Source organism: Pseudomonas sp. N-1-13 (assembly GCF_057787095.1).
Map to the genome: position 1 here is coordinate 5,363,815 of NZ_JBYNRI010000001.1, position 22,811 is coordinate 5,386,625.

Genomic DNA, 22,811 nt, shown 5'->3' on the forward strand with positions numbered 1-22,811 from the left:
CTTGGATAACCTTTATCAGTTCTCGTCGCTGAGTTTCAGCTCCACCATCAGTTCATCGGCCAGGGTTTCCAAACGCTCCTGCAAAGTGTCCAGGGACAAGGTCACTGGCACCCCGAGGATCGCTTCGGCATGAAACAGTAACTCGCTGCTCATCGGCGCCGGCCGCACGTCCGTGACCAGTCGCTCGACGTTGACGCCCTGCTCACTCAGCAAGCGCGTGATGTCGCGCACGATCCCCGGGCGATCATTACCCACCAGCTCCATCGCGATAGGCTTCCAAGTGCAGGACTCTTCGACGATGCCCTCGGCGATCAGCACGCGGATGTTGTGGGCCGACAGGCCTTGCAAGGCTTCGATCAATTCATCATGGGACTCAGCCGGAACGCTCAGGCGCAGGATCCCGGCAAATTGTCCCGCCAGACGGGACATGCGGCTTTCCAGCCAGTTACCGCCGTGCTCGGCGATGCAAAGGGCGATCTGCTCGACCAACCCGGGCTTGTCCGGGGCGAAAACAGTGATGACGAGATGGTCCATGGCGCGAGCCCTCTTGTTGTGGAAAGAAGAGTATAGGCAGGTGGTCGCGAGCAGACTGATGGCCTAAAGATATATACCTCGCTCCTGTGAGAGCAAAGCTTGCTCCCACAGGATGAAACCAGATACATCGTGTACAAAGATCAAGATTTATATGGAACAATCCATACGTTTTTTGAGAACATCCCGTGCCTCGTCGTGACCGTAACACTTTAGTGGGTCGCGGAACGACGCAATTAGTCTAATTTTCACAACCGCAATTGATCATGTAGTATGCCGCAGCGCGCACTACATAATGTTGGACCAATGACTGTTCAAGGCGCGGTCGCATCCCTGAAAGCCCCGTCAGCAAGGCTTAACGCCCGTGACAGGTCCCACCCAGCCGCCAGCGATGGCATGTACTGGTTCCGGGGTTTGTGGTTTAAATGTCCCGAGGCTTCATTGTCAAAATCGAAGAGCTGAAAAGCGAAATAGCTGAGCAGAGTGAGGCAAGCAATGACTGAACACGTTCAAGTCGGTGGCCTGCGGGTCGCCAAAGTCCTGTTCGACTTCGTGAATAACGAAGCTATCCCCGGAACCGGCCTCACCGCCGATGCGTTCTGGGCCGGTGCCGACAAAGTCATCCACGACCTGGCCCCGAAGAACAAAGCCCTACTCGCCAAACGCGACGATTTCCAGGCACAGATCGATGCCTGGCACCAGGCCCGTGCCGGCCAGGCCCACGACGCCGTGGCTTACAAAGCCTTCCTGCAAGACATCGGTTATCTGCTGCCAGAAGCGGCGGATTTCCAGGCCACGACGCAAAATGTCGATGACGAAATCGCCCGCATGGCCGGCCCGCAACTGGTCGTGCCGGTGATGAATGCCCGCTTCGCCCTCAATGCCTCGAACGCCCGCTGGGGTTCTTTGTACGACGCGCTGTACGGCACCGATGCCATCAGCGAAGCCGACGGCGCGGAGAAAGGCAAAGGCTACAACAAGGTACGCGGCGACAAGGTCATTGCCTTTGCCCGCGCCTTCCTCGACGAAGCCGCGCCGTTGGCCGCCGGCTCCCATGTCGATTCCACCGCTTACAAGATCGTCGATGGCAAACTGGTGGTTGCCCTCAAGGGCGGCAGCAACAGCGGCCTGCGTGACGACGCGCAACTGATCGGTTTCCAGGGCGACGCTTCGGCACCGACCACCGTGCTGTTGAAGCACAACGGCCTGCACTTCGAAATCCAGATCGACGCCAGCACCCCCGTCGGCCAGACCGATGCCGCCGGCGTCAAAGACATCCTGATGGAAGCGGCGCTGACCACCATCATGGACTGCGAAGACTCGGTCGCCGCCGTCGATGCCGATGACAAAGTGGTGATCTACCGTAACTGGCTCGGCCTGATGAAGGGCGATCTGTCGGAACAGGTCGCCAAGGGCGGTCAAACGTTTACCCGCACCATGAACCCCGATCGTGCGTACACGACAGTGGACGGTTCGGGCCTGACCCTGCATGGCCGCTCGCTCCTGTTCGTGCGCAACGTCGGTCATCTGATGACTATCGACGCGATCCTGGACAAGGACGGTCAGGAAGTACCGGAAGGCATCCTGGATGGCCTGGTCACCAGCCTGGCGGCAATCCACAGCCTCAACGGCAATACTTCGCGCCGCAACAGCCGTACCGGCTCGGTGTACATCGTCAAGCCGAAGATGCACGGGCCGGAAGAAGCGGCGTTCACCAACGAACTGTTCGGTCGCGTCGAGGACGTGCTGAACCTGCCGCGCAACACCCTCAAGGTCGGGATCATGGACGAGGAGCGCCGGACCACGGTCAACCTCAAGGCCTGCATCAAGGCCGCCAGTGAACGCGTGGTGTTCATCAACACCGGCTTCCTGGACCGCACCGGCGACGAAATCCACACCTCCATGGAAGCCGGCCCGATGGTGCGCAAGGCTGATATGAAAGCCGAGAAGTGGATCGCCGCGTATGAGAATTGGAACGTCGATATCGGCCTGAGCACCGGCCTGCAGGGTCGCGCACAGATCGGCAAGGGCATGTGGGCCATGCCGGACCTGATGGCAGCGATGCTGGAGCAGAAAATCGCTCATCCCATGGCCGGTGCCAACACCGCGTGGGTTCCGTCGCCGACCGCTGCAGCGCTGCACGCGCTGCATTATCACAAGGTCGACGTGTTCGCCCGTCAGGCCGAACTGGCCCAACGTGCCCGCGCCTCGGTGGACGACATCCTGACCATCCCGTTGGCCGTGAACCCGAACTGGACGCCGGAGCAGATCAGGAACGAACTGGACAACAATGCCCAGGGCATCCTCGGTTACGTGGTGCGCTGGATCGACCAGGGCGTAGGTTGCTCCAAGGTGCCGGACATCAACGATATTGGCCTGATGGAAGACCGTGCGACGCTGCGTATTTCCAGCCAGCACATCGCCAACTGGCTGCGCCATGGCATCGTCACCCAGGACCAGGTGATGGAAAGCCTCAAGCGCATGGCGCCGGTGGTGGACCGCCAGAACGCCAGCGACCCGCTGTACCGTCCACTGGCGCCGGACTTCGACAGCAACATCGCCTTCCAGGCGGCAGTGGAGTTGGTGATCGAAGGCACCCGGCAGCCTAACGGCTATACCGAGCCGGTGCTGCACCGTCGTCGTCGCGAGTTCAAGGCAGCCAATGGGCTGTGATTGAAGGGTAAAACGCAGCACAAGAAAAAGCCCTGATCGAAAGATCAGGGCTTTTTCATTGCAAAATCACCAAGCCCTAGCTGATGCTCTAGTCATTGTGGGATTCATCGGCTCCCACAGACAATTTTAAAGATCCATCCCCAGCTCATGCTTGACCAGACCCAGCAATTTTTCCGTATCAATAGGCTTGAGCAAAAAATCCACTACGCTCAGGTGCATCGCTTCGATGGCGTCCTTCACGTCGGCATCGCCGGAGACGAGGATGATCGGCAGCGCTGCCCGCTCCGACTCACGGACCAGGCGGACCAGTTCAAGGCCATCGACATTGCCCATACGCAAGTCAGTGATCAATAGGCCAATCGACGGCTTGGTTTCCAGCAACTTGAGCGCCGTTTCACCGCTGGCGGCGGTCATGCAGTGAATGCCGTCCAGGGCCAGAATTTCCGATAGCAGCTCACGGGCGTCCTTGTCGTCATCGACAATCAAGACTCGTTGCGGCGGCAGGTCGGGTTCCAGCATGACGGCACTCAGCGCCTCGCGCTCGGCGTCACTCAAAATATCGTGGTCGGACATGATGCTCTCTACGTTCTTTAATCGATCCCCTGGCACAGTGGTCAGACATCGTTCTGCGTCGCTTCAATGTGCACTTCGTCGGATTTTTTTCCAAGTACATTTATTGCAGGCTTCGGATAGACCACACGAGGGATTTTTCTATCGTTCCCAGCCTTTTGCGTTGACCTAGACTTACGTCCAATGGGCACCCTACCCTCAGGGGTTGACCATGGGGACAGATCCGACCACAACAATTCAAAAAAGACTGCGCCATGGTTATGAAAAAAACGGACGCCTTTACCCAGGCTGGGAAAACCGCGGTGTTGCAGAACATCCAGGGAACGCTGCAATTCCTTCAGCGTTTTCCCCCGTTCAACCAAATGGAAAACGCTCACCTGGCTTATCTGGTGGAGCAATGCCTGCTGCGTTTTTACGCACCGGGGGACACCATCATCAAACCGGCCGACGGCACGGTGGAACACTTTTATATCGTCAAGCAGGGCCGGGTCGTGGGCGAGCGTCCGCATTCGGCAAAAGGTGGCACCGAGACCACCTTCGAAATCACCACCGGCGAATGCTTCCCCCTTGCCGCGCTGCTGGGCGAGCGGGCCACGCGCACCGAACACCGTGCCGGCGAGGACACCTTCTGCCTGCAGTTGAACAAGCAGGCATTCATCAAGCTATTCGCCCTGTCGAGCCCGTTTCGTGATTTCGCGCTGCGTGGAGTTAGCAGCCTGCTCGACCAGTTCAATCAGCAAGTCCAGCAGAAGTCCGCGCAAACCCTCGGCACCCAATACTCCCTCAACACCCGGCTGGGCGAGCTGGCGATGCGTCATCCGGTGAGTTGCAACCCCGACATGCCCCTGCGCGAAGCCGTGAAACTGATGCACGAACAGCAGGTCGGAAGCATTGTGGTGGTGAACGAGCAAAAAGCGCCGGTAGGGATTTTTACCCTGCGCGACCTGCGGCATGTGGTCGCCGACGGCTCCGGGGATTTTTCCGAAGCCATCGCCGCGCACATGACCCCGACACCCTTCTATCTCTCGCCGGACCACAGCGCCTTCGACGCGGCCATCGCCATGACTGAGCGCCACATTGCCCATGTTTGTCTGGTCAAGGACCATCGCTTGTGCGGCGTGGTGTCCGAGCGCGATCTGTTTTCCCTGCAGCGGGTCGACCTGGTACATCTGGCACGGACCATCAGCAGCGCTCCGAAAGTCGAGACCCTGGTGGCCCTGCGCGGCGAGATCGGTCAATTGGTCGAGCGCATGCTGGCCCATGGTGCGTCGTCGACGCAGATCACCCAGATCATCACACTGCTCAACGACCACACCGTGTGCCGGGTCATCGAACTGACCCTGGCCGACAAGGGTGACCCGGGCGTGCCGTTCAGTTGGTTGTGTTTCGGCAGTGAAGGCCGGCGCGAGCAGACCCTGCACACCGACCAGGACAACGGCATCCTGTTCGAAGCCCGGGACGCCGCCCATGCGGCGCAGATCCGCGGGCTGCTGCTGCCCATCGCCCAACAGATCAACCAGAGCCTGGCCCTCTGTGGTTTCACCTTGTGCAAGGGCAACATCATGGCCGGCAACCCGGAGCTGTGCCTGTCCCGCGCCGAATGGGCCCGACGCTTTGCCGCATTCATTCGTGAAGCGACGCCGGAAAACCTATTGAGCTCGAGTATCTATTTCGACCTGCGGGTGGTCTGGGGCGATGAGCAAGGCTGTGAGCAGTTGCGCCAGCAAGTGCTCGAACAGGTGGCCGATAACCGTTTGTTCCAGCGCATGATGGCCGAGAACGCGCTGCGTCATCGTCCACCGGTGGGACGCTTCAGGGATTTCGTGCTCAGCCGCAAGAACGGCGAAAAAGCCACCCTGGACCTGAAAGTGCAAGGCCTGACGCCTTTTGTCGACGGCGCTCGCCTGCTGGCCCTGGCCAATGGCATCGAAGCCAACAATACCCTGGAGCGCTTGCGGCAACTGGTCATCAAGGACGTGATCCAACCGCTCGATGGCGCGGCCTATGAAGAGGCCTACCACTTCATCCAGCAAACCCGCATGCAACAACATCAACTGCAGACCCGCGAAAACCTGCCCTACTCCAACCGGGTCGACCCCGACAGCCTTAATCATCTGGACCGGCGCATTCTGCGCGAATCCCTGCGCCAAGCCCAACGGCTGCAAAGCAGCCTGACGCTGAGGTACCAGTTGTGAGCATTTTTTCCTGGTTACGCCCGGTCCAACCGATGTTGCCTGAAGACGTGCAACAGCGCCTGGAGCGCCTGCCGGCCCCCGCGCCCCTGGGTGAATGCAGCCTGAGGGAGCAACGCTGGGTGGTGCTGGATCTGGAAACCACGGGGTTGAACCTGAACAAGGATCAGGTGCTGTCCATCGGTGCGGTGGTCATAGAGGACGGCGCCATCGACTTCAGCCAACAGTTCGAACGCACCTTGCAGTGCGACAAGCAGAAGCTGGGACCCAGCGTATTGATCCATGGCCTGGCGCCGAGTGAAATTGCCGCCGGCAGCGACCCCGCCGAGGCGCTGCTGGCGTTCATGGAATTCGTCGGCGACAGCCCTCTGCTGGCATTTCATGCGCCGTTCGACTCCCACATGCTGGGGCGAGCACTGAAGGATTACCTCGGTTATCGCTTGCAGCATTCGTTTCTGGATGTCGCTGACCTGGCGCCGATGCTCTGCCCTCAAGCGCACCTGCGCAAGGCCGGCCTGGACGACTGGATCGACTGGTGCAAATTGCAAGTCTTCGACCGTCATAACGCCAGCGCCGACGCCCTGGCCACCGCCGAATTGGCGCTCATTCTGTTCAGCCGTGCCCGTCAGCAGCAGATCCATAGCCCGCTTGAGCTGCAACAGCACCTGAGCCAATGGAAGCGACGGCAACGGGCGCCTTCGCTTTAGCCCAAGGTGGTTGACCTGTGGGAGCAAGGCTTGCCCGCGATGCAGGCGACTCGGCCTGGCTGCCAGTCCCGGCGATGCCATCGCGGGCAAGCCTTGCTCCTACAGACTCACCTGAACCCGCGGATCGTGCTCCGACCAGCGCCAATTGCTTTCTCTCCCCCGCCTCTGCGACAATCGCGAACAATTCTCGTTACTTAAAACGTCGGTGATGCTTCGTGTCGTCAGTCCCAAGCCCCCACAGTGATCTGGTTGGTGCGTTGTACCGTGACCATCGCGGGTGGCTATTGGCATGGCTGCGCCGCAACGTGGCCTGCCCGCAGCGGGCCGAAGATCTGAGCCAGGACACCTTCGTGCGCCTGCTGGGTCGGGAGGAACTGACAGCGCCCCGAGAGCCCAGGGCGTTTCTGGTGGCGATCGCCAAGGGACTGCTGTTCGATTATTTCCGTCGGGCGGCGCTGGAGCAGGCCTACCTCACCGAGCTGATGCTGATCCCGGAAAACGAACAGCCGTCGTTGGAAGAGCAGCAACTGATCCTCGAAGACCTCAAGGCTATCGATCGGCTGCTTGGCAAATTGTCGAGCAAGGCCCGCGCCGCCTTCCTTTACAACCGCCTCGACGGCCTCAGCCATGCAGAAATCGCCGAGCGCCTGGGGGTTTCCGTGCCCCGGGTGCGGCAGTACCTGGCCCAGGGCATGCGCCAGTGCTACATCGCGCTTTATGGTGAGCCGACATGAGCACGCCTTCTTCCAAACCCGTCTCGACCGGGGTTCTGGATGCGGCCATTGCCTGGCAACTGTCCTTGGACTCAGGCGGCGGTAGTGCCCAGGAGCGGGAAGCGTTCGCCCAATGGCATGCCGCCGACGAAGAACACGCCCGGGCCTGGCGGCAACTGGGCATGCTTGACCAACGCTTCAGTGTCGCCAACGGCCCTGGGCGAGCCGCGTTGTTGCAATCCAGAGCAAACATCCGTCGCCGGGTGCGCAAGCTCGGCAGCAGCCTGGCCAGCATTGTTGCAGTGATCGGCCTGGCGTTGTTTGCCGGAGATCGTTACTTGCCGCTGGATTACTGGCTGGCCGACCAGCGCACCGCCACCGGCGAACAACGCGTCCTGCGCCTGGCCGACGGCACGCTGATCAACATCAACACCCACAGTGCGCTGGACGTGCGTTTCGATGACAAGCAACGCCGCATTGTCCTGCAAGAAGGCGAGATCCTGGTGGAAACCGGCCACAACGATCCGCGTCCGTTTATCGTTGAAACCCGCGAAGGCAACATGCGCGCCCTGGGCACCCGTTTTTTGGTCAAGCGAGAAGCAGAAGGCACGCGCCTGAGCGTGTTGAAGTCGGCAGTGGCGGCGCATCCGCAGGCCACCGACGAAGAGCAGATCCTGCGCGAAGGCCAGCAGGTGTTGATGCGTCGCGACGGCCTCGGGCCGACGATGGCCCTGAATCCGGGTGCCGATGCCTGGACCCGCGGCATGCTGGTGGTGGACAACGCCCGCCTCGAAGACCTGGTCCATGAGCTGGGACGCTATCGTCGCGGCTACCTGGGTGTCGAGCCACAGGTGGCAGACCTGCGCATCACTGGCAGCTTCCCGCTGCACGACACCGATCTGGCACTCAGTGCCCTGCTGCCGACCTTGCCGGTGCAAGTCGAGCATCACACGCGCTGGTGGGTGATGGTGGGGCCGAGGGCCGAGACCAAGCCTTGAGGCCCCATCGCGAGCAGGCTCGCTCCCACATTTGATCTTCAGTGATCCGCTATGGGAGCGAGCCTGCTCGCGATGAAGCCGTCCCGATCCGAAGACCCGTTGGACACCTCACCCCAATCTGAATCTAAATTATTTTCATCCAGCCCTATCACTTTTGAATTTTCATCCGGCACCAAGGCAATTGAGAAATATTTCCATTCAGGAGCCGCCGTATGTCCCGCCCGCTAGACACCCTGTTGCGCCCCAGTCTGTTGGCCGTTGCCATCGCTTTTGCCGCCCCGTTGGTCAGCGGCCCGTTGCTGGCCGCCGAACAAGCCTCGAGCGTGCGCACCTACAACCTGCCCGCCGCACCATTGGCCAGCACCCTGAACCAGATCGCCAGTCAGGCCGGGCTCGCCCTGAGTCTGACCCCGTCCCTGGCCTCGGGCAAAACCTCGGCACCGGTCCAGGGCCAGTTCGATGCCATTGGCGCATTACGTGAGGCGTTGCGCGGCACCGGCCTTCAACTGCAACAAAGCAGCGCCGGCACCTACAGCCTGGTGGCCGTGCCCGAAGGCGTCATGGCTTTGCCGGAAACCAGCGTGATCGGCGCCGGCCTCAGCGAGACCGCGTGGGGTCCGACCGATGGCTATGTCGCCACTCGCACGGCAGCCGGCACCAAGACCGATACGCCGATTGTCGAACTGCCGCGCTCGGTTTCCGTGGTCACACGCCAGCAGATGGAAGATCGCTCGGTCCTCAACCTCAATGACGCCCTGCGCTACACCGCTGGCGTGCAGAGCAGCGGCTACGGCTCGGACTCACGCAACGACTGGCTGCTGGTGCGCGGTTTTGTACCGACGCAGTTCCTCGATGGTCTGCCGCTGCCCAAGGGCAACTACGTCACGCCGAAAATCGAGCCCTGGAACCTCGAACGCATCGCCGTGCTGCGTGGTCCGGCGTCTTCGATCTACGGCCAGACGCCACCCGGCGGCATGCTGGACATGGTCAGCCGTCGCCCGCAAGCTCAAAGCAGTCACGAGGTCGAACTGCAAGCCGGCAGCTACGAACACAAGCAGATCAACTTCGATAGCACCGGCAAGGTCGATGACGAAGGCCAGTTCCTGTATCGGGTCAGCGGCACGGTGCGCGACAGCAACGCCCAGGTCGATCACATCCCGGACAAACGCTACAACATCGCCCCCAGCCTGACCTGGAACATCAACGACGACACGCGCCTGACCTTCCTGTCCCAGTACACCCGCGACGACACCGGCATCACCGGGCAATTCCTGCCGCTGCAAGGCACCAAGCTGTCGTCGCCGGCCGGCAAGATTTCCCACCACAAAAACCTGGGTGACCCGGACTGGGAATTCTACGACCGCACCTACTACGCCCTCGGCTATGCGTTTGAACATCGTCTGAACGACACTTGGCAGTTCCGCCAGAACCTGCGCTATACCAAGAGCGACCTGGAGTTTCAGGGTGTCACTGCGGGCGGGCAGATCTGGCCGGCCGGCCCCGACGAAGCGGTCAGCGCCGACGGAACCGTGCAGCGAACAGCGGGTATCGTCGATGAAGACGTAAGCCAGTTCGCCGTGGACAACAACTTCCAGGCCGACTTCCAAACCGCAGCCCTGAGCCACACCTTGTTGCTGGGCCTGGATCACCAGCGCTCCAACAGCAACTCGCGCTGGCTGTGGGGCTCGACCGGCGTACCGGCCAGCAATATCCACAACCCGACCTACGGACAGGATTTCTCCAACGTCCAGTACTTCACCATGTACGACTACAACCAGAAGACCCAGCAAACCGGTCTCTACATCCAGGACCAGATCGCCCTGGACAACTGGCGTCTGACCCTCGGTGGTCGTGAAGACTGGATCCACACCGGCACCGAATTCCACAACCAGGCCGGCGCGACCAACACCCAGCGCGACAAGAAATTCAGCGGCAACGCGGCGCTGAGCTACGTCTTCGACAATGGCGTGACGCCGTACATTTCTTTCGCCCAGTCCTTCCAGGCAGCGGCCGGAACCAACGTCAACAGCACCGATGCATTCAAGCCGACCGAAGGCGAACAGTACGAAGCGGGCATCAAGTACCAGCCACCCGGCACCAAAACCCTGCTGACGGCGGCGGTGTTCGACCTGACCCAGAAAAACAACTCTGTCACCGAAAACAACGTCACCCGCCAAGTGGGTGAAGTACAGGTACGTGGCCTGGAGTTGGAGGCCTCGGGCGACGTGACCGACAACCTGAAGCTCATCGGCTCCTACACCTACAACGACAGTGAAATCACCAAAGGCACGACGGCGGAAAAAGGCAAGCGCATGGCCCAGGTGCCGCGTAACCAAGCCACCGCCTGGGCGGACTACACCTGGCACAACGGCCCGCTGGACGGCTTTGGTGTCGGTGCGGGTGTGCGTTACGTCGGCGACACCTATGGCAACACCACCAACACCGACTGGGGCCATGTCGGCTCCTATACCGTGTATGACGCCTCGGCCCATTACGACCTGGGTCGCCTGAACAACTCGCTCAAAGGGGTATCGGTGGCGGTGGATGCAAAAAACGTCTTCAACAAGGACTACCTGTCCACGTGTGACGGTTTCTACTGCTACTACGGCGATCAACGCAGCGTCGTCGCCAGCGTGAATTACAAATGGTAAACGGTTAGCATTTGCGTAAACCTTTTGAAGGGCCACCTGTGGCCCTTTTTGCATTCGGATCAATCATGAAAAGCAAAACCATCCGTCGCTGGTCCTTCGTCCACACCTGGACCAGCCTGATCTGCACGGTATTTCTGCTGATGCTGGCAATCACCGGGCTGCCGTTGATTTTTCATCACGAAATCGAGCATCTGCTGGGCGACGCCCCCGAGCTTCGCGAAATGCCGGCCGACACACCGCCATTGGACCTTGCGCAACTGGTGGAAAAAGCCAAGGCCCATCGCCCCGGTGAGGTGGTCCAGTATTTTGGCTGGGACGAGGATGATCCCAACGGTGTCATCACCATCATGGCGCCGACGCCGGGCACCGAACCCAATTCCTCCCACACGTTCATGCTCGATGCCCGCACCGGCGAGGCCCTGGAAATGCCCTCGGCCAACGGCGGTTTCATGATGGTGATGCTGCGCCTGCATGTGGACATGTTCGCCGGCTTGCCAGGCAAGTTGCTGTTGGCGTTCATGGGCCTGTTGTTCGTGATCGCCATCGTCTCCGGTGTGGTGTTGTACCTGCCGTTCATGCGCCGCCTGAAATTCGCCACGGTGCGCCAGGATAAATCCACGCGCCTGCGCTGGCTCGATTTGCACAACCTGATCGGCGTGGTCACGCTGGTCTGGGCGCTGACGGTGGGCGTGACCGGCGTCATCGCGGCGTGCGCCGACCTGATCATCGCCGCCTGGCGCAATGACAGCCTCAGCGCCATGGTCGAGCCCTATCGCGACGCCCCGCCGCTGACGCAACTGGCCCCGGCGACCCGCTTGCTGGACATCGCCAAAGAGGTTGCGCCGGGCATGGAGCCCAGCTTCATCGCCTTCCCCGGTACGCTGTTTTCCAGCGAACACCACTACAGCGTGTTCATGAAAGGTGACACCCACCTGACCTCCCATTTGCTGACACCCGTATTGATCGACGCCAGCACCCTGGATGTCACCGCCGTGGCTGAACGGCCGTGGTACATGGATATGATGAGCCTGTCCCTGCCGCTGCACTTCGGCGACTACGGCGGTCGGCCGATGCAAATTTTCTGGGCGACCCTGGACGTGCTGACCATCATCGTCCTCGGCAGCGGCGTCTACCTGTGGGTCGTGCGGCGAAAAGCGGCCAAGCGCGCAACGGTCGCGGCGCAGGTGGTCTCGTGAGGCCCCGGCAGTCGAGTTTCTGGAAAGTGTTTGGTATTCCCGTGGCAATCGGCGTGCTGAGCGCGGCGGGGTTGTTTTCGGCATTGCTCGGCGATGGGGCCTGGGATGCCGTGAGTTGGGTGGGTTTGGGCGTGCCGACGGTGCTGGGAACCTGGGGGCTGATCAAACGCAGATAACTTCAGCCCGACGCGGACCCAATGTGGGAGCGAGCCTGCTCGCGATGGCGGTGAACCAGTCACATTGATATCGACTGACACTGCGCTATCGCGAGCAGGCTCGCTCCCACACTGGCTTCCAATCGGCCTCGCCAGCCGCCTTGGAACTGTCTAGGCTAAGCCCTTGCCCGTTAATCGAGGATACCTGCATGTCGGCCCCCAGCATGACGTTGTTCCACAACCCCGCTTCGCCTTTCGTGCGCAAGGTCCTGGTGCTGCTGCACGAAACCGGCCAGCAAGACCGCGTGGCGTTGCAGCTCAGCCAGCTCACGCCGGTCAGGCCAGACCAGGCACTCATTGATGACAACCCCCTGAGCAAGATCCCGGCCTTGCGCCTGGCCAATGGCAATGTGCTCCACGACAGTCGCGTCATTCTTGATTACCTCGACCACCAGCACGTCGGCAATCCGCTGATTCCCCGCGACGGCGCAGCCCGGTGGCGACGCCTGACCCTGGCGTCCCTGGCTGACGGAATCATGGACGCCGCGGTGATGATTCGCTACGAAACCGCCCTGCGACCCGTCGAAAAACACTGGGCCGAGTGGCTCGATGCGCAACGGGACAAGATCCGCCGCGCCCTGGGCATGCTCGAAGCCGAGGCGATAGCCGAACTGGCCTGCCATTTCGACATTGCGTCCATCAGCGTGGCCTGCGCCCTGGGTTACCTGGACCTGCGCCATCCCGATCTGGAATGGCGCAAGGCCAATCCACAATTGGCAGCGTGGTTTGCCGAAGTGAGCTTGCGGCCTTCGATGGTCGAGACAGTGCCTAGAATCTAGCCCTGCGTTAGCCATACTGGCCTTGTCGCGGGCAAGCCTTGCTCCCACATAGACCTTGCTCCGCCTTTGGAAGCAAGGCTTGCCCGCGATGGCAGCGCAGCGGATCCAAGGGAAACAACTGCCCTATGCGAGTCACCAGCACTGCTCGCCATTGCCGGTCCTCGCGCAACCCCAGCGACCGGCTCATTTCACCTCTCCCAGATCGAACGTCATCGCAGCCGTCGGCTTCGCTCCCACCCGGTACCAGTCCAGCTTACGGGTCAATACCATGAACACACCGAGCAGACCGAACAGCAACAGCGAGCCCATCAGCAAGGCGTAGTCCTCGGCACTCAACAATCCATAGAGCAAACCGTACAAGCCCGCCAACCCCGCCGAAAACCCCAGGCCGTGGCTCACGCTGCGCAACACATGACAGACATAGAACCCGATCAGCAGCACACAGGCGCTGGCTGACAGCAAATACGCCAGGGCAAAACCGATGTGTTCCGACAGGGACAGCAGCAACAGGTAAAAGAACGCCAGCGCCACGCCCACCAAGGCGTACTGGACCGGATGCACCGCCAGGCTCTTGAGCACTTCGAAGAGAAAGAACCCGGCAAACGTCAACGCTATGAACAGCAGTGCATATTTGATCGCCCGGTCGCTCTTGAGGTATTGGTCCACCGGGTCGATGAAACTCACACCAAAGGCACGGCTGCGAAACGCTTCACAGCCATCGCTTGGCTCGCAGGCTTGCAAGGTTTCCAGCAGGTTGGTAGAGAAAAACGAGGTCTGCCAGTCGGCACTGAAGCCCTGCTCATTGATGTCGCGCTGGGTCGGCAGGTAGTTGCCGATAAAGCTGGGGTGCGGCCAGTCGGCCGACAGGTGCACTTGGGTGGACTTACCTACCGGCAGAATCTGTAACTGACCGGTGCCTTGCAGCCGCAGGTCGAAACCGAAGGTCAGCTCAGTGCTGCCCTGGGCCGTGACCATTGGCAGCGGCACATGCACGCCCTGCCCCAGCCAGCCGATCCGCGAGCCGGGCAGGAAATCGACGGTCTGCTGGTTGAGCTTCAGGGTCAGTGCATTCTCGATACCGCGGATGTCGCTGATGCCCACGCTCAGATAGGGCTCGTCAAAGCGGTAGTCGGCAAAATCCTTGGTGGCCACGCCGAAACGCTCAGGCACCTTGAAGTAGCCGTCGATCCGGTTGTCGGCATGAAACAACCGCGCCTCGTAGATCCCGCGTGCACGGGTTTCTGTGCGGATCTGGCCGTCGACGTCCAATTGCTCCGGCAGAAAATATAACTCACCGCTTTGCTCGACGGTTTCCAGGAACCGCGCGCCGGTCTTCTCGTTGGTATTCCAGACCCGCACATCCTTGCGAAACGGCACCACGATCATCGGCCCGATGAGTTGCTGGCTGTGACTGGAACTGCGGGCGATGTCCTGCAGTACACCGTCGCGCAGTTCCTGACGCTCGTCGATGAGGCCGTTGATCATCAACAACGGGATCATCAGCAGGAGGATCAATAGGGCAATCATGCCCAGTTTTACGGCGAGGCTGCGGTTCATGTGGGGCTCTCCCTGTTCGAATGAGGGAGAGCTTGAGCCGGCTGTGTGCTGGGGTTATGGAGAGATTGTGGAGATTGTGTGGAGACTGCCCAAGGCTCGCTCCCACAGGGTTGTGTTCTGTCAGGCGGCAGAGGCGGTTTCAAGGCAACCGCAAAACCACCTCAACCCCACCCTCGACATTGCCAATACTGAACTCCCCGGCATGCAACTGCACCACTTCCTCCACAAAGTTGAGGCCCAACCCGGTGCTCTTGCGACCGCTGTCAGGGCGCGGCAGGGAGTAGAAGCGTTCACTCAGACGCGGCAGGGCGTAGGCGGGAATCGGTTCGGCCTGATTGAACAGCCGGATCTCGACGCGGTTGCCGACACGCTCGGCACTCATGCGCAACAACCCGTTGACGGGCGTGAAGTCCAGGGCGTTTTCCAGCAGATTGCCCAGGGCCTGACGCAACAGAAACGGCTCCCCCGTCAATGTCAGGTCCACGGCAATGTGCCGCTCGATCTGCAACTGCCGGCTTTCGATCCAGCCACTGCGGGCCTCCAGCAGTTCGTCCATCAATGCCGCCAGCGGCACGGCAACCTCTTCTTCCAGTCCCTGTCGCTGCTCGACCTGGGCCAGGTTGAGCAAACGCTCGATCAACTGCTGCATGCGCACGCTTTCGTTGTCGATGTTGCTGACGAAACGCAGACGCTGGGCCGTCGGCATGTCGCTCTGCAGCAACTCGGCGGCACCACGGATTGCCGCCAGCGGGCTCTTGAGTTCGTGAGTCAGGGTGTGCACGTAGCGCTCGACGTAAGCCTTGCCTTCCAGTTGGGTGCGCATGTGTTCCACCGCACCGGCCAGTTGCTCGAACTCGCCACCGCGATAATGCGGCACCTCTACCCGTTGCCCTTGGCTGACGGCCTCGGCATAAACAGTCAAACGCCGTAGCGCCGCGCTCAGCCACCACGACAACAAGGCGCCCAACAGCAGCCCCAGGCCGATCAACCCGGCGCCGTAAGCCAACAGGCGCCGCTCGGTGCGGTCGACATAGGGTTGCAGCGAACTGTTGGGCTTGGCCACGGTGACCACGCCGATAATCCGGCCGTTGTCGCGAATCGGCGCGCCAACGTGCATCACCGAAGACGTCGGATCATCGGCAACGCTGCGGGTCGAGCGTGCGCCGTATTGCCCGCGCAGGGTCAGGTAGACGTCGTTCCAGCGCGAATAATCCTGGCCCACCGCCACACCGCTGGAGTCGAGCACCACAATCCCCTTGGCGTCCGTGACGTAGATGCGATGGTTGACCTGGTTCTTTGGCAACCCCCAGATCGATGCTGCAGGCTGGCGCTCACCGTAAGCCTTGAGCAGTTGCGGCCAGCGGTTCTGGTTGAGGGTGCCGGCCTTGAAATCGTCCCGCAGGATCTCGGCCATCAGGTTAGCGGTGTCCACCAGGGTTTCTTCGGTGGACTGGCGCACGCCGGGGCGTATTTCTTCCATCACTGTGTTGAGGACGAAATACCCGGTCAAACCAATGAACAGCACATACACCAGGAAAATCCGGATGCCCAGCGACATCAGCTCTGCCCCGGGCTGTAGCTGTAGCCGAGGCCACGGTGAGTCTGGATCGGTTCAGCCTCGGCCCTGACCAGACGCAATTTGGCGCGCACGCTCTTGATGTGGCTGTCGATGCTGCGCTCGTAGCCGGCATCACTGGCCACACCCAGGGCGTCGAGCAGTTGTTCGCGGCTGAACACACGCTCGGGTTGCTCCAGCAGACAGTTCAACAGGCGGAATTCGTGACGGGTGAGGTTCAGCGGTCGGCCACGATAGTGGATCTGCACCCGCTCTGTGTCGACCTGAAATAGCCCGGCGCCCAGATCCGTGGGCGGTCGCGGCGCGACGCGCTTGAGGATGGCGCGGACCCTCGCCGCCACTTCCCGAGGGCTGAACGGTTTGACCACATAATCGTCGGCCCCGATCTCCAGCCCCACTACCCGGTCGATCTCAGCATCCCGGGCTGTAAGAAAGATGACCGGAACGTCGCTGAAACGTCTGAGATTTTTGCACGTCTCGAATCCACTGATATCCGGCAGGCCCACGTCGAGGATGATCAGGTCCGCCGGGGTGCTTTTCTGATGCTCAAGCGCAGCCGCGCCAAGGCTCAGCCAGGTGGTGCCGAAACCCTCCCCTTGCAGGGCAAACACCAGCGTATCGGCAATGGCGGCTTCGTCTTCGACAATCAGAATGTGAGGCATGGCGTCCGCGCCCGACAGTAAAGTTGCCGGAACGGTGCCCCAACCCCGGGGGCACGTCAATCAGGGAAATCAGCAGTCGGGCTTGTCAGCGGTAAAACGTCGGGCCGGGTTCACCGCCGCATCAAACTCGCGCAGGGCCTTGGCGCCGATCAGCAGCGGGTAGTTGAAGCTGCTGCGGTCCGTCAGGTTGACCTCAACGGTCCGCTTGACATCACCCAGGCACATTTCAAGCTCCACCACCGGACGTTTGCTGGGGGCAGCCGATTCGTCGTCTTCATCTTCTTCCGAACGGGTCTTGATCTTGCTGATGCGTGCGACCTTGTGCTCAAAGAGCTTGTTGCTCGCGCCTTTGGTCGCCAGGCGGAAACGCACCCAGTCCTCGCCGTCGCGGGTAAAGGTTTCTATGTCCTTGGCCGACAGCGAGGCCGTCAGGGCGCCGGTGTCCATCTTGGCCTTGAGCACCTCACCGCCGATTTCCGGCAGCGCGATGTATTCGTAGCGCCCGTACAGGGTCGGTTCGGCGGCCAGCACTGGAAGGGCCACCAGGGAAAGCAGAGCGAGAAGGGATTTCACGTAATGGACTTCCTTTGTATGGGTGGGCAGCGGGATTTTAGACCGTGGGCTGTGAATTCGTTCGGTTGGCGTCAAGAACATCTCTGCCGGGGAAAGGGGGTCTGTGGGAGCAAAGCTTGCTCGCGATACGGCCACCACGGTTCCAGAGAAATAGCGTTACTTTCATCGCGAGCAAGCTTTGCTCCCACAGATCACTTCGCTCGCCACAGGTTGCTCGTTTCACCTCGATTTGGCCTGCCGCCCGAAGCTGCTTATCATGGCCCGCCCACCTGTTTGCAAGAGTTATTTATGCGCCGCCTGCTCACCGGCTGTTTTGTCACCCTTCTGCTGTTGCTCAACACCCTGGTGCTGTTCGGGCCGTTGATGGTGTTCGCGTTGCTCAAACTGGTCCTGCCCGGGCGTCTTCGCGACTGCGCCTCGTGGGCAGTGATGTGGATCGCCGAAACCTGGGCCGAAATCGACAAACTGATCTTCGCCCTGTGCATTCCCACCCGCTGGGAAATACGCGGCGGCGGCGACTTGCGCCGCGACACCTCCTATCTGGTCATCAGCAATCACCAGTCCTGGGTCGACATCCCCGCGCTGATCCAGGCCCTCAACCGGCGTACGCCGTTCTTCAAGTTTTTCCTCAAGAAAGAGTTGATCTGGGTACCGTTCCTGGGGCTGGCCTGGTGGGCGCTGGATTACCCTTTCATGAAACGCTACACCAAGGCCTTCCTGGCAAAAAATCCGGAGCTGGCAGGCAAAGACTTGGAAATCACCCGTCAGGCCTGCGAGCTGTTCAAGCGCCAACGAGTCACCGTGGTGAATTACCTCGAAGGCACACGCTTCACCGCCGCCAAGCGCCAACAGCAACAGTCTCCCTTCACACACCTGCTCAAACCCAAGGCCGGTGGCGTGGCATTCGTGCTGGCGGCGCTGGGCGAGCAACTGGACGCGGTGCTGGACGTGACGGTGGTGTACCCCCAGGAACGGACGCCGGGGTTCTGGGATTTGATCAGCGGTGCGGTGCCGAAGGTCATTATCGACATCCAGACCCGCGAGCTGGACACGGCGCTGTGGCAGGGCGATTACGAAAACGATCCGGTGTTTCGCCAGCATGTCCAGAACTGGGTGAACCAGCTCTGGATCGAAAAAGATCAGCGCATCGCCGCCTTGCGCAGCGAGCGCGACTGATCAGATACCTGCGCCGGCCCCCCAGATGCCACCCAGGTTCTGCAGCAGCGAGCTGGCCACACCCTGCTGGCCGAGGTATTCAAGGATCACCGGGGCAAACTGGCCGATCATGCCGCTGTCCATGCCCAGCGCGCTGAAGGCGTTGTTCAGGTCGTGGGTGTCCTTGACGTTACCCAGCAGGCCGTCGAGCAAGGCGTTCTTGTCCGACCCGCCACCGAGCAAACCGCCCAGGCCACCCAAGCCATTCAGCCCACCATAGCGTTGTTGCCAGCGATCTGATCCAGGCCCGGCACGCTTTTGCTCAATTCGGAAAACTGCGGCTCACTGAGTCGGTTCTTCGCCAGCCCCAGCATCGCACCGGCACCGCCGATGGCCTGTTCCGGGGTGATCTTGAGCTCCGAGCCCAGGGTATTGAGCAACCCGGCGGCTTGCGGCGCAGCTGCCACCGCGCCCTCCCCCGGCTGATCGCCCTGCATCGCCGCCACCGCATTGGCCGCATCACTGAGGCTGAACTGCGCGAAGGCCGGGCTGCTTGCCAGCGCGAGCAGGCAAGACAGTGCAAAACCTCGTGAAACCTTCATCCGGGACATCCTCTTGAGCATGAAAAAACCGCTCATAAAGAGCGGCGTAAAGCGTGCGTTGGACTGGGGTCCAGGGGGATTGTTCCCTGCTGCCCTGCTCATCGCCCCCAAGCCCTCGACGTCCTCCACGACTTCGGTATTGCCTACTGTCAATGTTGACAGTAGGCAGCTGTTCATACGGACTCTAAGCTGCAGCCGTGACAACGAAAAACAAGGCTATGGGCAAACCACAGTCCCTGTGCCTTTCTTCATTCGGGCAAGCAGGAAGAATAAAAATGAACGACCGAATCAAAGGAACCGTTAAATGGTTTAACGATGCAAAGGGCTATGGCTTCATTACCTGCGGCAAAGGAGGCGAGGAGTTGTTCGTTCATTACTCGGCAATAGCTGGCGAGGGTTATAAAACATTGAAACAGAAACAGACTGTTTCGTTTGAAATCGAGATGGGTGATAAAGGCATGCAGGCTCTGAGAGTGACGCCGGAATAACCCTCGGCTCACTCAGATCCTTTCCCTGAAACGTCGCATGAAAACCCGCAAGGCTATTTCCTTTTAGTCTGACCCACTGTCATTTCTGACAGTAGGCCCAAGCACGACGCTCAGCGATCATCGTTGCTCCAATCAACAAGCGAGTACCTGAAATGCGCGGTTTAATAGTTTGCATACTTTCCGTCGCTGGACTCCTGGGCGTGACCCATGCTGCGAACGCAACAAGCTGTCCCGCCGTAGGGGAAATTGTGTTTCGTTTAATGCCAGAGACCATTCCTGGCCGACCGGTCTACGAGGAGTATTCTGTGAAGGACTCCTCTGGAAAAGTTATCTGGCGGGGCGAGGCCGTGGGCCCTAACTTTCTACAACCGATGTACCAAATGACGTTAACAACGCCCACGCCTGTAGCAAACACCTGCTTATATAGTTACCGGGAGCTGTATGTGGATGAGGGCCCTCCTCCTCAGCAGGCTTGGAGGAATAAACAGCTGACACTCAATAAACAACCTTGAGGGCAACCTATCAAATAAAACGGGCGACATCACTGTCGCCCTTTTTCCGTCTTGCCTACCGCTTAGGCCGCACTGAACATCTTGTGCGGATCGATCACAAACTTCTTCGGTACGCCTGCATCGAACTCGCCGTAGCCTTTAGGCGCGTCGTCCAGGCTGATGACCTGTACGCCGACGATTTCGGCGATGTTGATGCGATCCCACATGATGGCTTGCATCAGTTGGCGGTTGTACTTCATCACCGGGGTCTGGCCGGTGTGGAAGCTGTGGGACTTGGCCCAGCCCAGACCGAAACGGATGCTCAGGCTACCCATTTTTGCCGCGGCATCGACCGCGCCCGGGTCTTCGGTGACGTAGAGGCCGGGGATGCCGATCTTGCCGGCTACGCGAACCACACCCATCAACGAGTTGAGCACGGTGGCCGGAGCTTCGTGCTTGACGCCTTCATGGCCGTGACCACGGGCTTCGAAGCCCACAGCGTCAACGGCGCAGTCGACTTCCGGTTCGCCCAGCAGCGCGGCGATCTGTTCGTGCAGCGGGGTGTCTTTGGACAGGTCGGCGATTTCAAAACCCTGGGCCTTGGCGTGGGCCAGGCGGATCGGGTTGACGTCACCGATAATGACCACAGCGGCACCCAGCAGGCGGGCGGAAGCGGCAGCCGCCAGGCCAACCGGACCGGCACCCGCGATGTAGACGGAGCTGCCAGGACCAACGCCGGCGGTGACGGCGCCGTGGTAGCCGGTCGGCAGGATGTCGGACAGGCAGGTCAGGTCGCGGATTTTCTCCATGGCCTTGTCGCGGTCCGGCAGCTTCAACAGGTTGAAATCCGCGTAGGGCACCAGCACGTATTCGGCCTGGCCGCCGGTCCAGTCACCCATGTCCACATAACCGTAGGCACCGCCGGCACGGGCCGGGTTGACGGTCAGGCAGACGCCGGTGTGTTGTTCTTTGCAGGAACGGCAGCGCCCGCAAGCCACGTTGAACGGAACAGACACCAGGTCGCCGATCTTCAGGTTTTCGACGTCGTTGCCCTTTTCGATCACTTCACCGGTGATTTCGTGGCCCAGGACCAGGCCGGTCTGAGCGGTGGTGCGGCCGCGCACCATGTGCTGGTCGGAGCCGCAGATGTTGGTGGATACCACGCGCAGGATGACGCCGTGCTCGATCTTCCTGCCACGCGGGTCCTGCATTTTTGGATAGTCGATTTTCTGTACTTCGACCTTGCCGTTGCCGAGATACACGACACCACGATTGCCAGACATGCTTTCACCTCGCTGTTGTTTTTATGAAACTGCGTTGCCCAGGCAGGCAGCGCGTTGATTGCTCGGGTAGTGCTTGTGTCTTGTTTCTTTGTTGTCTGTAAGGGCCTCATCGCGAGCAAGCTCGCTCCCACAGTGGATTGTGGGTGTCATCAGAATCTGTATAACGACGCAGATCCTGTGGGAGCGAGCTTGCTCGCGAATGGGCTGCGAAGCGGCCCCAAAAATCTAAAGAACGACCGTGCGATTGGCGTTCAAAAACACCCTTTTCTCAATGTGATACCCCACCGCCCGGGCCAGGGTCAGCCCTTCGATGTCCCGGCCCTTGGCGATCAGGTCTTCGGGATAGTGGCTGTGGTCCACCACTTCCACGCCCTGGGCGATGATCGGGCCTTCGTCCAGGTCGTTGTTGATGTAGTGCGCCGTGGCGCCGACCAGTTTCACGCCTTTGTTGTAGGCCTGGTGATACGGCTTGGCGCCCTTGAAGCCCGGCAGCAGCGAGTGATGGATGTTGATCGCCTTGCCGTCGAGCTTGCGACACAGCTCCGGCGACAGCACTTGCATGTAGCGGGCGAGAATCACCAGCTCGGCGCCGGTGTCTTCGATCACCTGCCACACCTGCCGCTCCTGGGAGGGCTTGTCGTTCGGGTCCAAGGGGAAATGGTAGTACGGAATCTGGTGCCAGTCGGCCAGCGGCTTGAGGTCCGGGTGGTTGGACACCACGGCCACGACGTCCATGGACAACTGGCCGATGCGCTGACGGTAGAGCAAGTCGTTGAGGCAGTGATCGGCCTTGGAGACCATGATCACCACTTTGGGCCGGTAGTTGGGTGGCGTCAGTTCGAAGACCATGCCAAAGGCTTGCGCACGTTCGGCCAGGCCGGCCCGGAAGTTTTGCTCATCAAAACCGTCGGGTTGGCGGAACTCCACACGAATGAAAAAACGCGCTGAGAGCCGGTCGTCGAAGGAATGATGCTCGGTGACGTAGCAGCCCTGCTCGAACAGAAAGCGGGTCACCGCGTCCACCGTGCCGAGCACGCTGGGGCAGTCGGCAGTCAAGATCCATGTGTCTGGGGCGCGGCTCATTGCAGTGACTCCTGTGGCGAGGGGATTTATCCCCGTCGGGCTGCGAAGCAGCCCCAAAAAGCTTGATGTGATCGGCCTGACGTACTGAGGTGGCAGGTTTGGGGTCTGCTGCGCAG

The 22,811-nt window shown here is 60.6% G+C and carries 19 protein-coding genes and 1 pseudogene; 11 read left to right on the forward strand and 9 right to left on the reverse strand.

Going from position 1 to position 22,811, the window contains the following annotated elements:
- Nucleotides 1–15: 15 nt before the first annotated feature.
- The gene (locus AC3I65_RS24085) at nt 16–534 is read right to left on the reverse strand and encodes a glycine cleavage system transcriptional repressor (RefSeq protein WP_047228123.1); all 519 of its coding nucleotides are present in this window, start codon (nt 532–534) and stop codon (nt 16–18) included.
- Nucleotides 535–1,026: 492 nt separating this feature from the next.
- On the opposite strand from AC3I65_RS24085, the gene AC3I65_RS24090 reads away from it, so the two are divergent.
- Nucleotides 1,027–3,204 (forward strand): malate synthase G, encoded by a 2,178-nt coding sequence (locus AC3I65_RS24090; RefSeq protein WP_047228124.1) that lies wholly within the window; start codon nt 1,027–1,029, stop codon nt 3,202–3,204.
- Between the two features lie 126 nt (nt 3,205–3,330).
- Here AC3I65_RS24090 and AC3I65_RS24095 read toward each other — a convergent pair whose 3' ends face one another.
- On the reverse strand, nt 3,331–3,777 hold the full coding sequence (locus AC3I65_RS24095; protein WP_047228125.1) for a response regulator: 447 nt from the start codon (nt 3,775–3,777) through the stop codon (nt 3,331–3,333).
- Nucleotides 3,778–4,034: 257 nt separating this feature from the next.
- On the opposite strand from AC3I65_RS24095, the gene AC3I65_RS24100 reads away from it, so the two are divergent.
- From AC3I65_RS24100 to AC3I65_RS24135, 8 genes are all read left to right on the forward strand, one after another.
- Nucleotides 4,035–5,969 carry a putative nucleotidyltransferase substrate binding domain-containing protein gene (locus AC3I65_RS24100; protein ID WP_305468590.1) on the forward strand — a complete coding sequence of 645 codons (1,935 nt, stop codon included), beginning with the start codon at nt 4,035–4,037 and terminating at the stop codon, nt 5,967–5,969.
- Complete coding sequence (locus AC3I65_RS24105; protein ID WP_047228127.1) at nt 5,966–6,673, forward strand: 3'-5' exonuclease; 708 nt, start codon at nt 5,966–5,968, stop codon at nt 6,671–6,673. Before AC3I65_RS24100 ends, AC3I65_RS24105 begins: the two co-directional genes overlap by 4 nt.
- Before the next feature lie 215 nt (nt 6,674–6,888).
- Nucleotides 6,889–7,407 (forward strand): RNA polymerase sigma factor, encoded by a 519-nt coding sequence (locus tag AC3I65_RS24110; protein WP_092400806.1) that lies wholly within the window; start codon nt 6,889–6,891, stop codon nt 7,405–7,407.
- Nucleotides 7,404–8,384 (forward strand): FecR domain-containing protein, encoded by a 981-nt coding sequence (locus AC3I65_RS24115; RefSeq protein WP_488524224.1) that lies wholly within the window; start codon nt 7,404–7,406, stop codon nt 8,382–8,384. The genes AC3I65_RS24110 and AC3I65_RS24115 overlap by 4 nt, the downstream gene beginning before the upstream one ends.
- A 212-nt stretch (nt 8,385–8,596) precedes the next feature.
- The gene (locus tag AC3I65_RS24120; protein ID WP_160893940.1) at nt 8,597–11,035 is read left to right on the forward strand and encodes a TonB-dependent siderophore receptor; all 2,439 of its coding nucleotides are present in this window, start codon (nt 8,597–8,599) and stop codon (nt 11,033–11,035) included.
- Nucleotides 11,036–11,100: 65 nt separating this feature from the next.
- Nucleotides 11,101–12,231: a PepSY-associated TM helix domain-containing protein gene (locus AC3I65_RS24125; protein WP_488524225.1), complete on the forward strand. Its 1,131-nt coding sequence runs from the start codon at nt 11,101–11,103 to the stop codon at nt 12,229–12,231.
- On the forward strand, nt 12,228–12,407 hold the full coding sequence (locus tag AC3I65_RS24130; RefSeq protein ID WP_076383409.1) for a hypothetical protein: 180 nt from the start codon (nt 12,228–12,230) through the stop codon (nt 12,405–12,407). The genes AC3I65_RS24125 and AC3I65_RS24130 overlap by 4 nt, the downstream gene beginning before the upstream one ends.
- Before the next feature lie 188 nt (nt 12,408–12,595).
- On the forward strand, nt 12,596–13,225 hold the full coding sequence (locus AC3I65_RS24135; RefSeq protein WP_076383408.1) for a glutathione S-transferase: 630 nt from the start codon (nt 12,596–12,598) through the stop codon (nt 13,223–13,225).
- A gap of 183 nt (nt 13,226–13,408) precedes the next feature.
- Here AC3I65_RS24135 and creD read toward each other — a convergent pair whose 3' ends face one another.
- The 4 genes from creD to rloA2 all read right to left on the reverse strand — a co-directional run bounded on the left by creD (nt 13,409) and on the right by rloA2 (nt 17,593).
- Complete coding sequence (gene creD, locus AC3I65_RS24140) at nt 13,409–14,782, reverse strand: cell envelope integrity protein CreD (RefSeq protein ID WP_488524226.1); 1,374 nt, start codon at nt 14,780–14,782, stop codon at nt 13,409–13,411.
- A 139-nt stretch (nt 14,783–14,921) separates the two neighbouring features.
- On the reverse strand, nt 14,922–16,340 hold the full coding sequence (gene creC / locus AC3I65_RS24145; protein ID WP_076383406.1) for a two-component system sensor histidine kinase CreC: 1,419 nt from the start codon (nt 16,338–16,340) through the stop codon (nt 14,922–14,924).
- Complete coding sequence (gene creB / locus AC3I65_RS24150; RefSeq protein ID WP_173406475.1) at nt 16,340–17,020, reverse strand: two-component system response regulator CreB; 681 nt, start codon at nt 17,018–17,020, stop codon at nt 16,340–16,342. Before creB ends, creC begins: the two co-directional genes overlap by 1 nt.
- A gap of 69 nt (nt 17,021–17,089) precedes the next feature.
- Nucleotides 17,090–17,593, reverse strand: a complete 504-nt coding sequence (gene rloA2, locus AC3I65_RS24155) for a retropepsin-like aspartic peptidase RloA2 (RefSeq protein WP_047228137.1) — start codon at nt 17,591–17,593, stop codon at nt 17,090–17,092.
- A 288-nt stretch (nt 17,594–17,881) separates the two neighbouring features.
- Here rloA2 and yihG point away from each other — a divergent pair, with 288 nt between their 5' ends.
- Nucleotides 17,882–18,769, forward strand: coding sequence for a 1-acylglycerol-3-phosphate O-acyltransferase, YihG family (gene yihG / locus AC3I65_RS24160; protein ID WP_160893949.1), 888 nt, complete (start codon nt 17,882–17,884; stop codon nt 18,767–18,769).
- Here the strand turns inward: yihG and AC3I65_RS24165 are convergent.
- Nucleotides 18,770–19,350, reverse strand: a pseudogene (locus AC3I65_RS24165) (DUF2780 domain-containing protein).
- A gap of 275 nt (nt 19,351–19,625) precedes the next feature.
- On the opposite strand from AC3I65_RS24165, the gene AC3I65_RS24170 reads away from it, so the two are divergent.
- Nucleotides 19,626–19,838 carry a cold-shock protein gene (locus tag AC3I65_RS24170; protein ID WP_076383403.1) on the forward strand — a complete coding sequence of 71 codons (213 nt, stop codon included), beginning with the start codon at nt 19,626–19,628 and terminating at the stop codon, nt 19,836–19,838.
- Between the two features lie 574 nt (nt 19,839–20,412).
- On the opposite strand, the gene fdhA is transcribed toward AC3I65_RS24170, so the two are convergent.
- Both fdhA and purU read right to left on the reverse strand, forming a co-directional pair.
- Nucleotides 20,413–21,612 (reverse strand): formaldehyde dehydrogenase, glutathione-independent, encoded by a 1,200-nt coding sequence (gene fdhA, locus AC3I65_RS24175; protein ID WP_047228141.1) that lies wholly within the window; start codon nt 21,610–21,612, stop codon nt 20,413–20,415.
- A gap of 225 nt (nt 21,613–21,837) precedes the next feature.
- Nucleotides 21,838–22,695, reverse strand: coding sequence for a formyltetrahydrofolate deformylase (gene purU / locus AC3I65_RS24180; protein WP_305466889.1), 858 nt, complete (start codon nt 22,693–22,695; stop codon nt 21,838–21,840).
- Between the last annotated feature and the right edge of the window lie 116 nt (nt 22,696–22,811).

Excerpts from the sequence above, each read along its gene's own strand:
- yihG (WP_160893949.1), top strand. The coding sequence starts at position 17,882 with ATGCGCCGCCTGCTCACCGGCTGTTTTGTCACCCTTCTGCTGTTGCTC.
- AC3I65_RS24120 (WP_160893940.1), top strand. The coding sequence starts at position 8,597 with ATGTCCCGCCCGCTAGACACCCTGTTGCGCCCCAGTCTGTTGGCCGTT.
- creB (WP_173406475.1), bottom strand. The coding sequence starts at position 17,020 with ATGCCTCACATTCTGATTGTCGAAGACGAAGCCGCCATTGCCGATACG.
- AC3I65_RS24125 (WP_488524225.1), top strand. The coding sequence starts at position 11,101 with ATGAAAAGCAAAACCATCCGTCGCTGGTCCTTCGTCCACACCTGGACC.
- purU (WP_305466889.1), bottom strand. The coding sequence starts at position 22,695 with ATGAGCCGCGCCCCAGACACATGGATCTTGACTGCCGACTGCCCCAGC.
- creD (WP_488524226.1), bottom strand. The coding sequence starts at position 14,782 with ATGAACCGCAGCCTCGCCGTAAAACTGGGCATGATTGCCCTATTGATC.
- fdhA (WP_047228141.1), bottom strand. The coding sequence starts at position 21,612 with ATGTCTGGCAATCGTGGTGTCGTGTATCTCGGCAACGGCAAGGTCGAA.
- AC3I65_RS24100 (WP_305468590.1), top strand. The coding sequence starts at position 4,035 with ATGAAAAAAACGGACGCCTTTACCCAGGCTGGGAAAACCGCGGTGTTG.
- AC3I65_RS24115 (WP_488524224.1), top strand. The coding sequence starts at position 7,404 with ATGAGCACGCCTTCTTCCAAACCCGTCTCGACCGGGGTTCTGGATGCG.
- AC3I65_RS24085 (WP_047228123.1), bottom strand. The coding sequence starts at position 534 with ATGGACCATCTCGTCATCACTGTTTTCGCCCCGGACAAGCCCGGGTTG.
- creC (WP_076383406.1), bottom strand. The coding sequence starts at position 16,340 with ATGTCGCTGGGCATCCGGATTTTCCTGGTGTATGTGCTGTTCATTGGT.
- AC3I65_RS24090 (WP_047228124.1), top strand. The coding sequence starts at position 1,027 with ATGACTGAACACGTTCAAGTCGGTGGCCTGCGGGTCGCCAAAGTCCTG.
- AC3I65_RS24135 (WP_076383408.1), top strand. The coding sequence starts at position 12,596 with ATGTCGGCCCCCAGCATGACGTTGTTCCACAACCCCGCTTCGCCTTTC.
- AC3I65_RS24170 (WP_076383403.1), top strand. The coding sequence starts at position 19,626 with ATGAACGACCGAATCAAAGGAACCGTTAAATGGTTTAACGATGCAAAG.
- AC3I65_RS24095 (WP_047228125.1), bottom strand. The coding sequence starts at position 3,777 with ATGTCCGACCACGATATTTTGAGTGACGCCGAGCGCGAGGCGCTGAGT.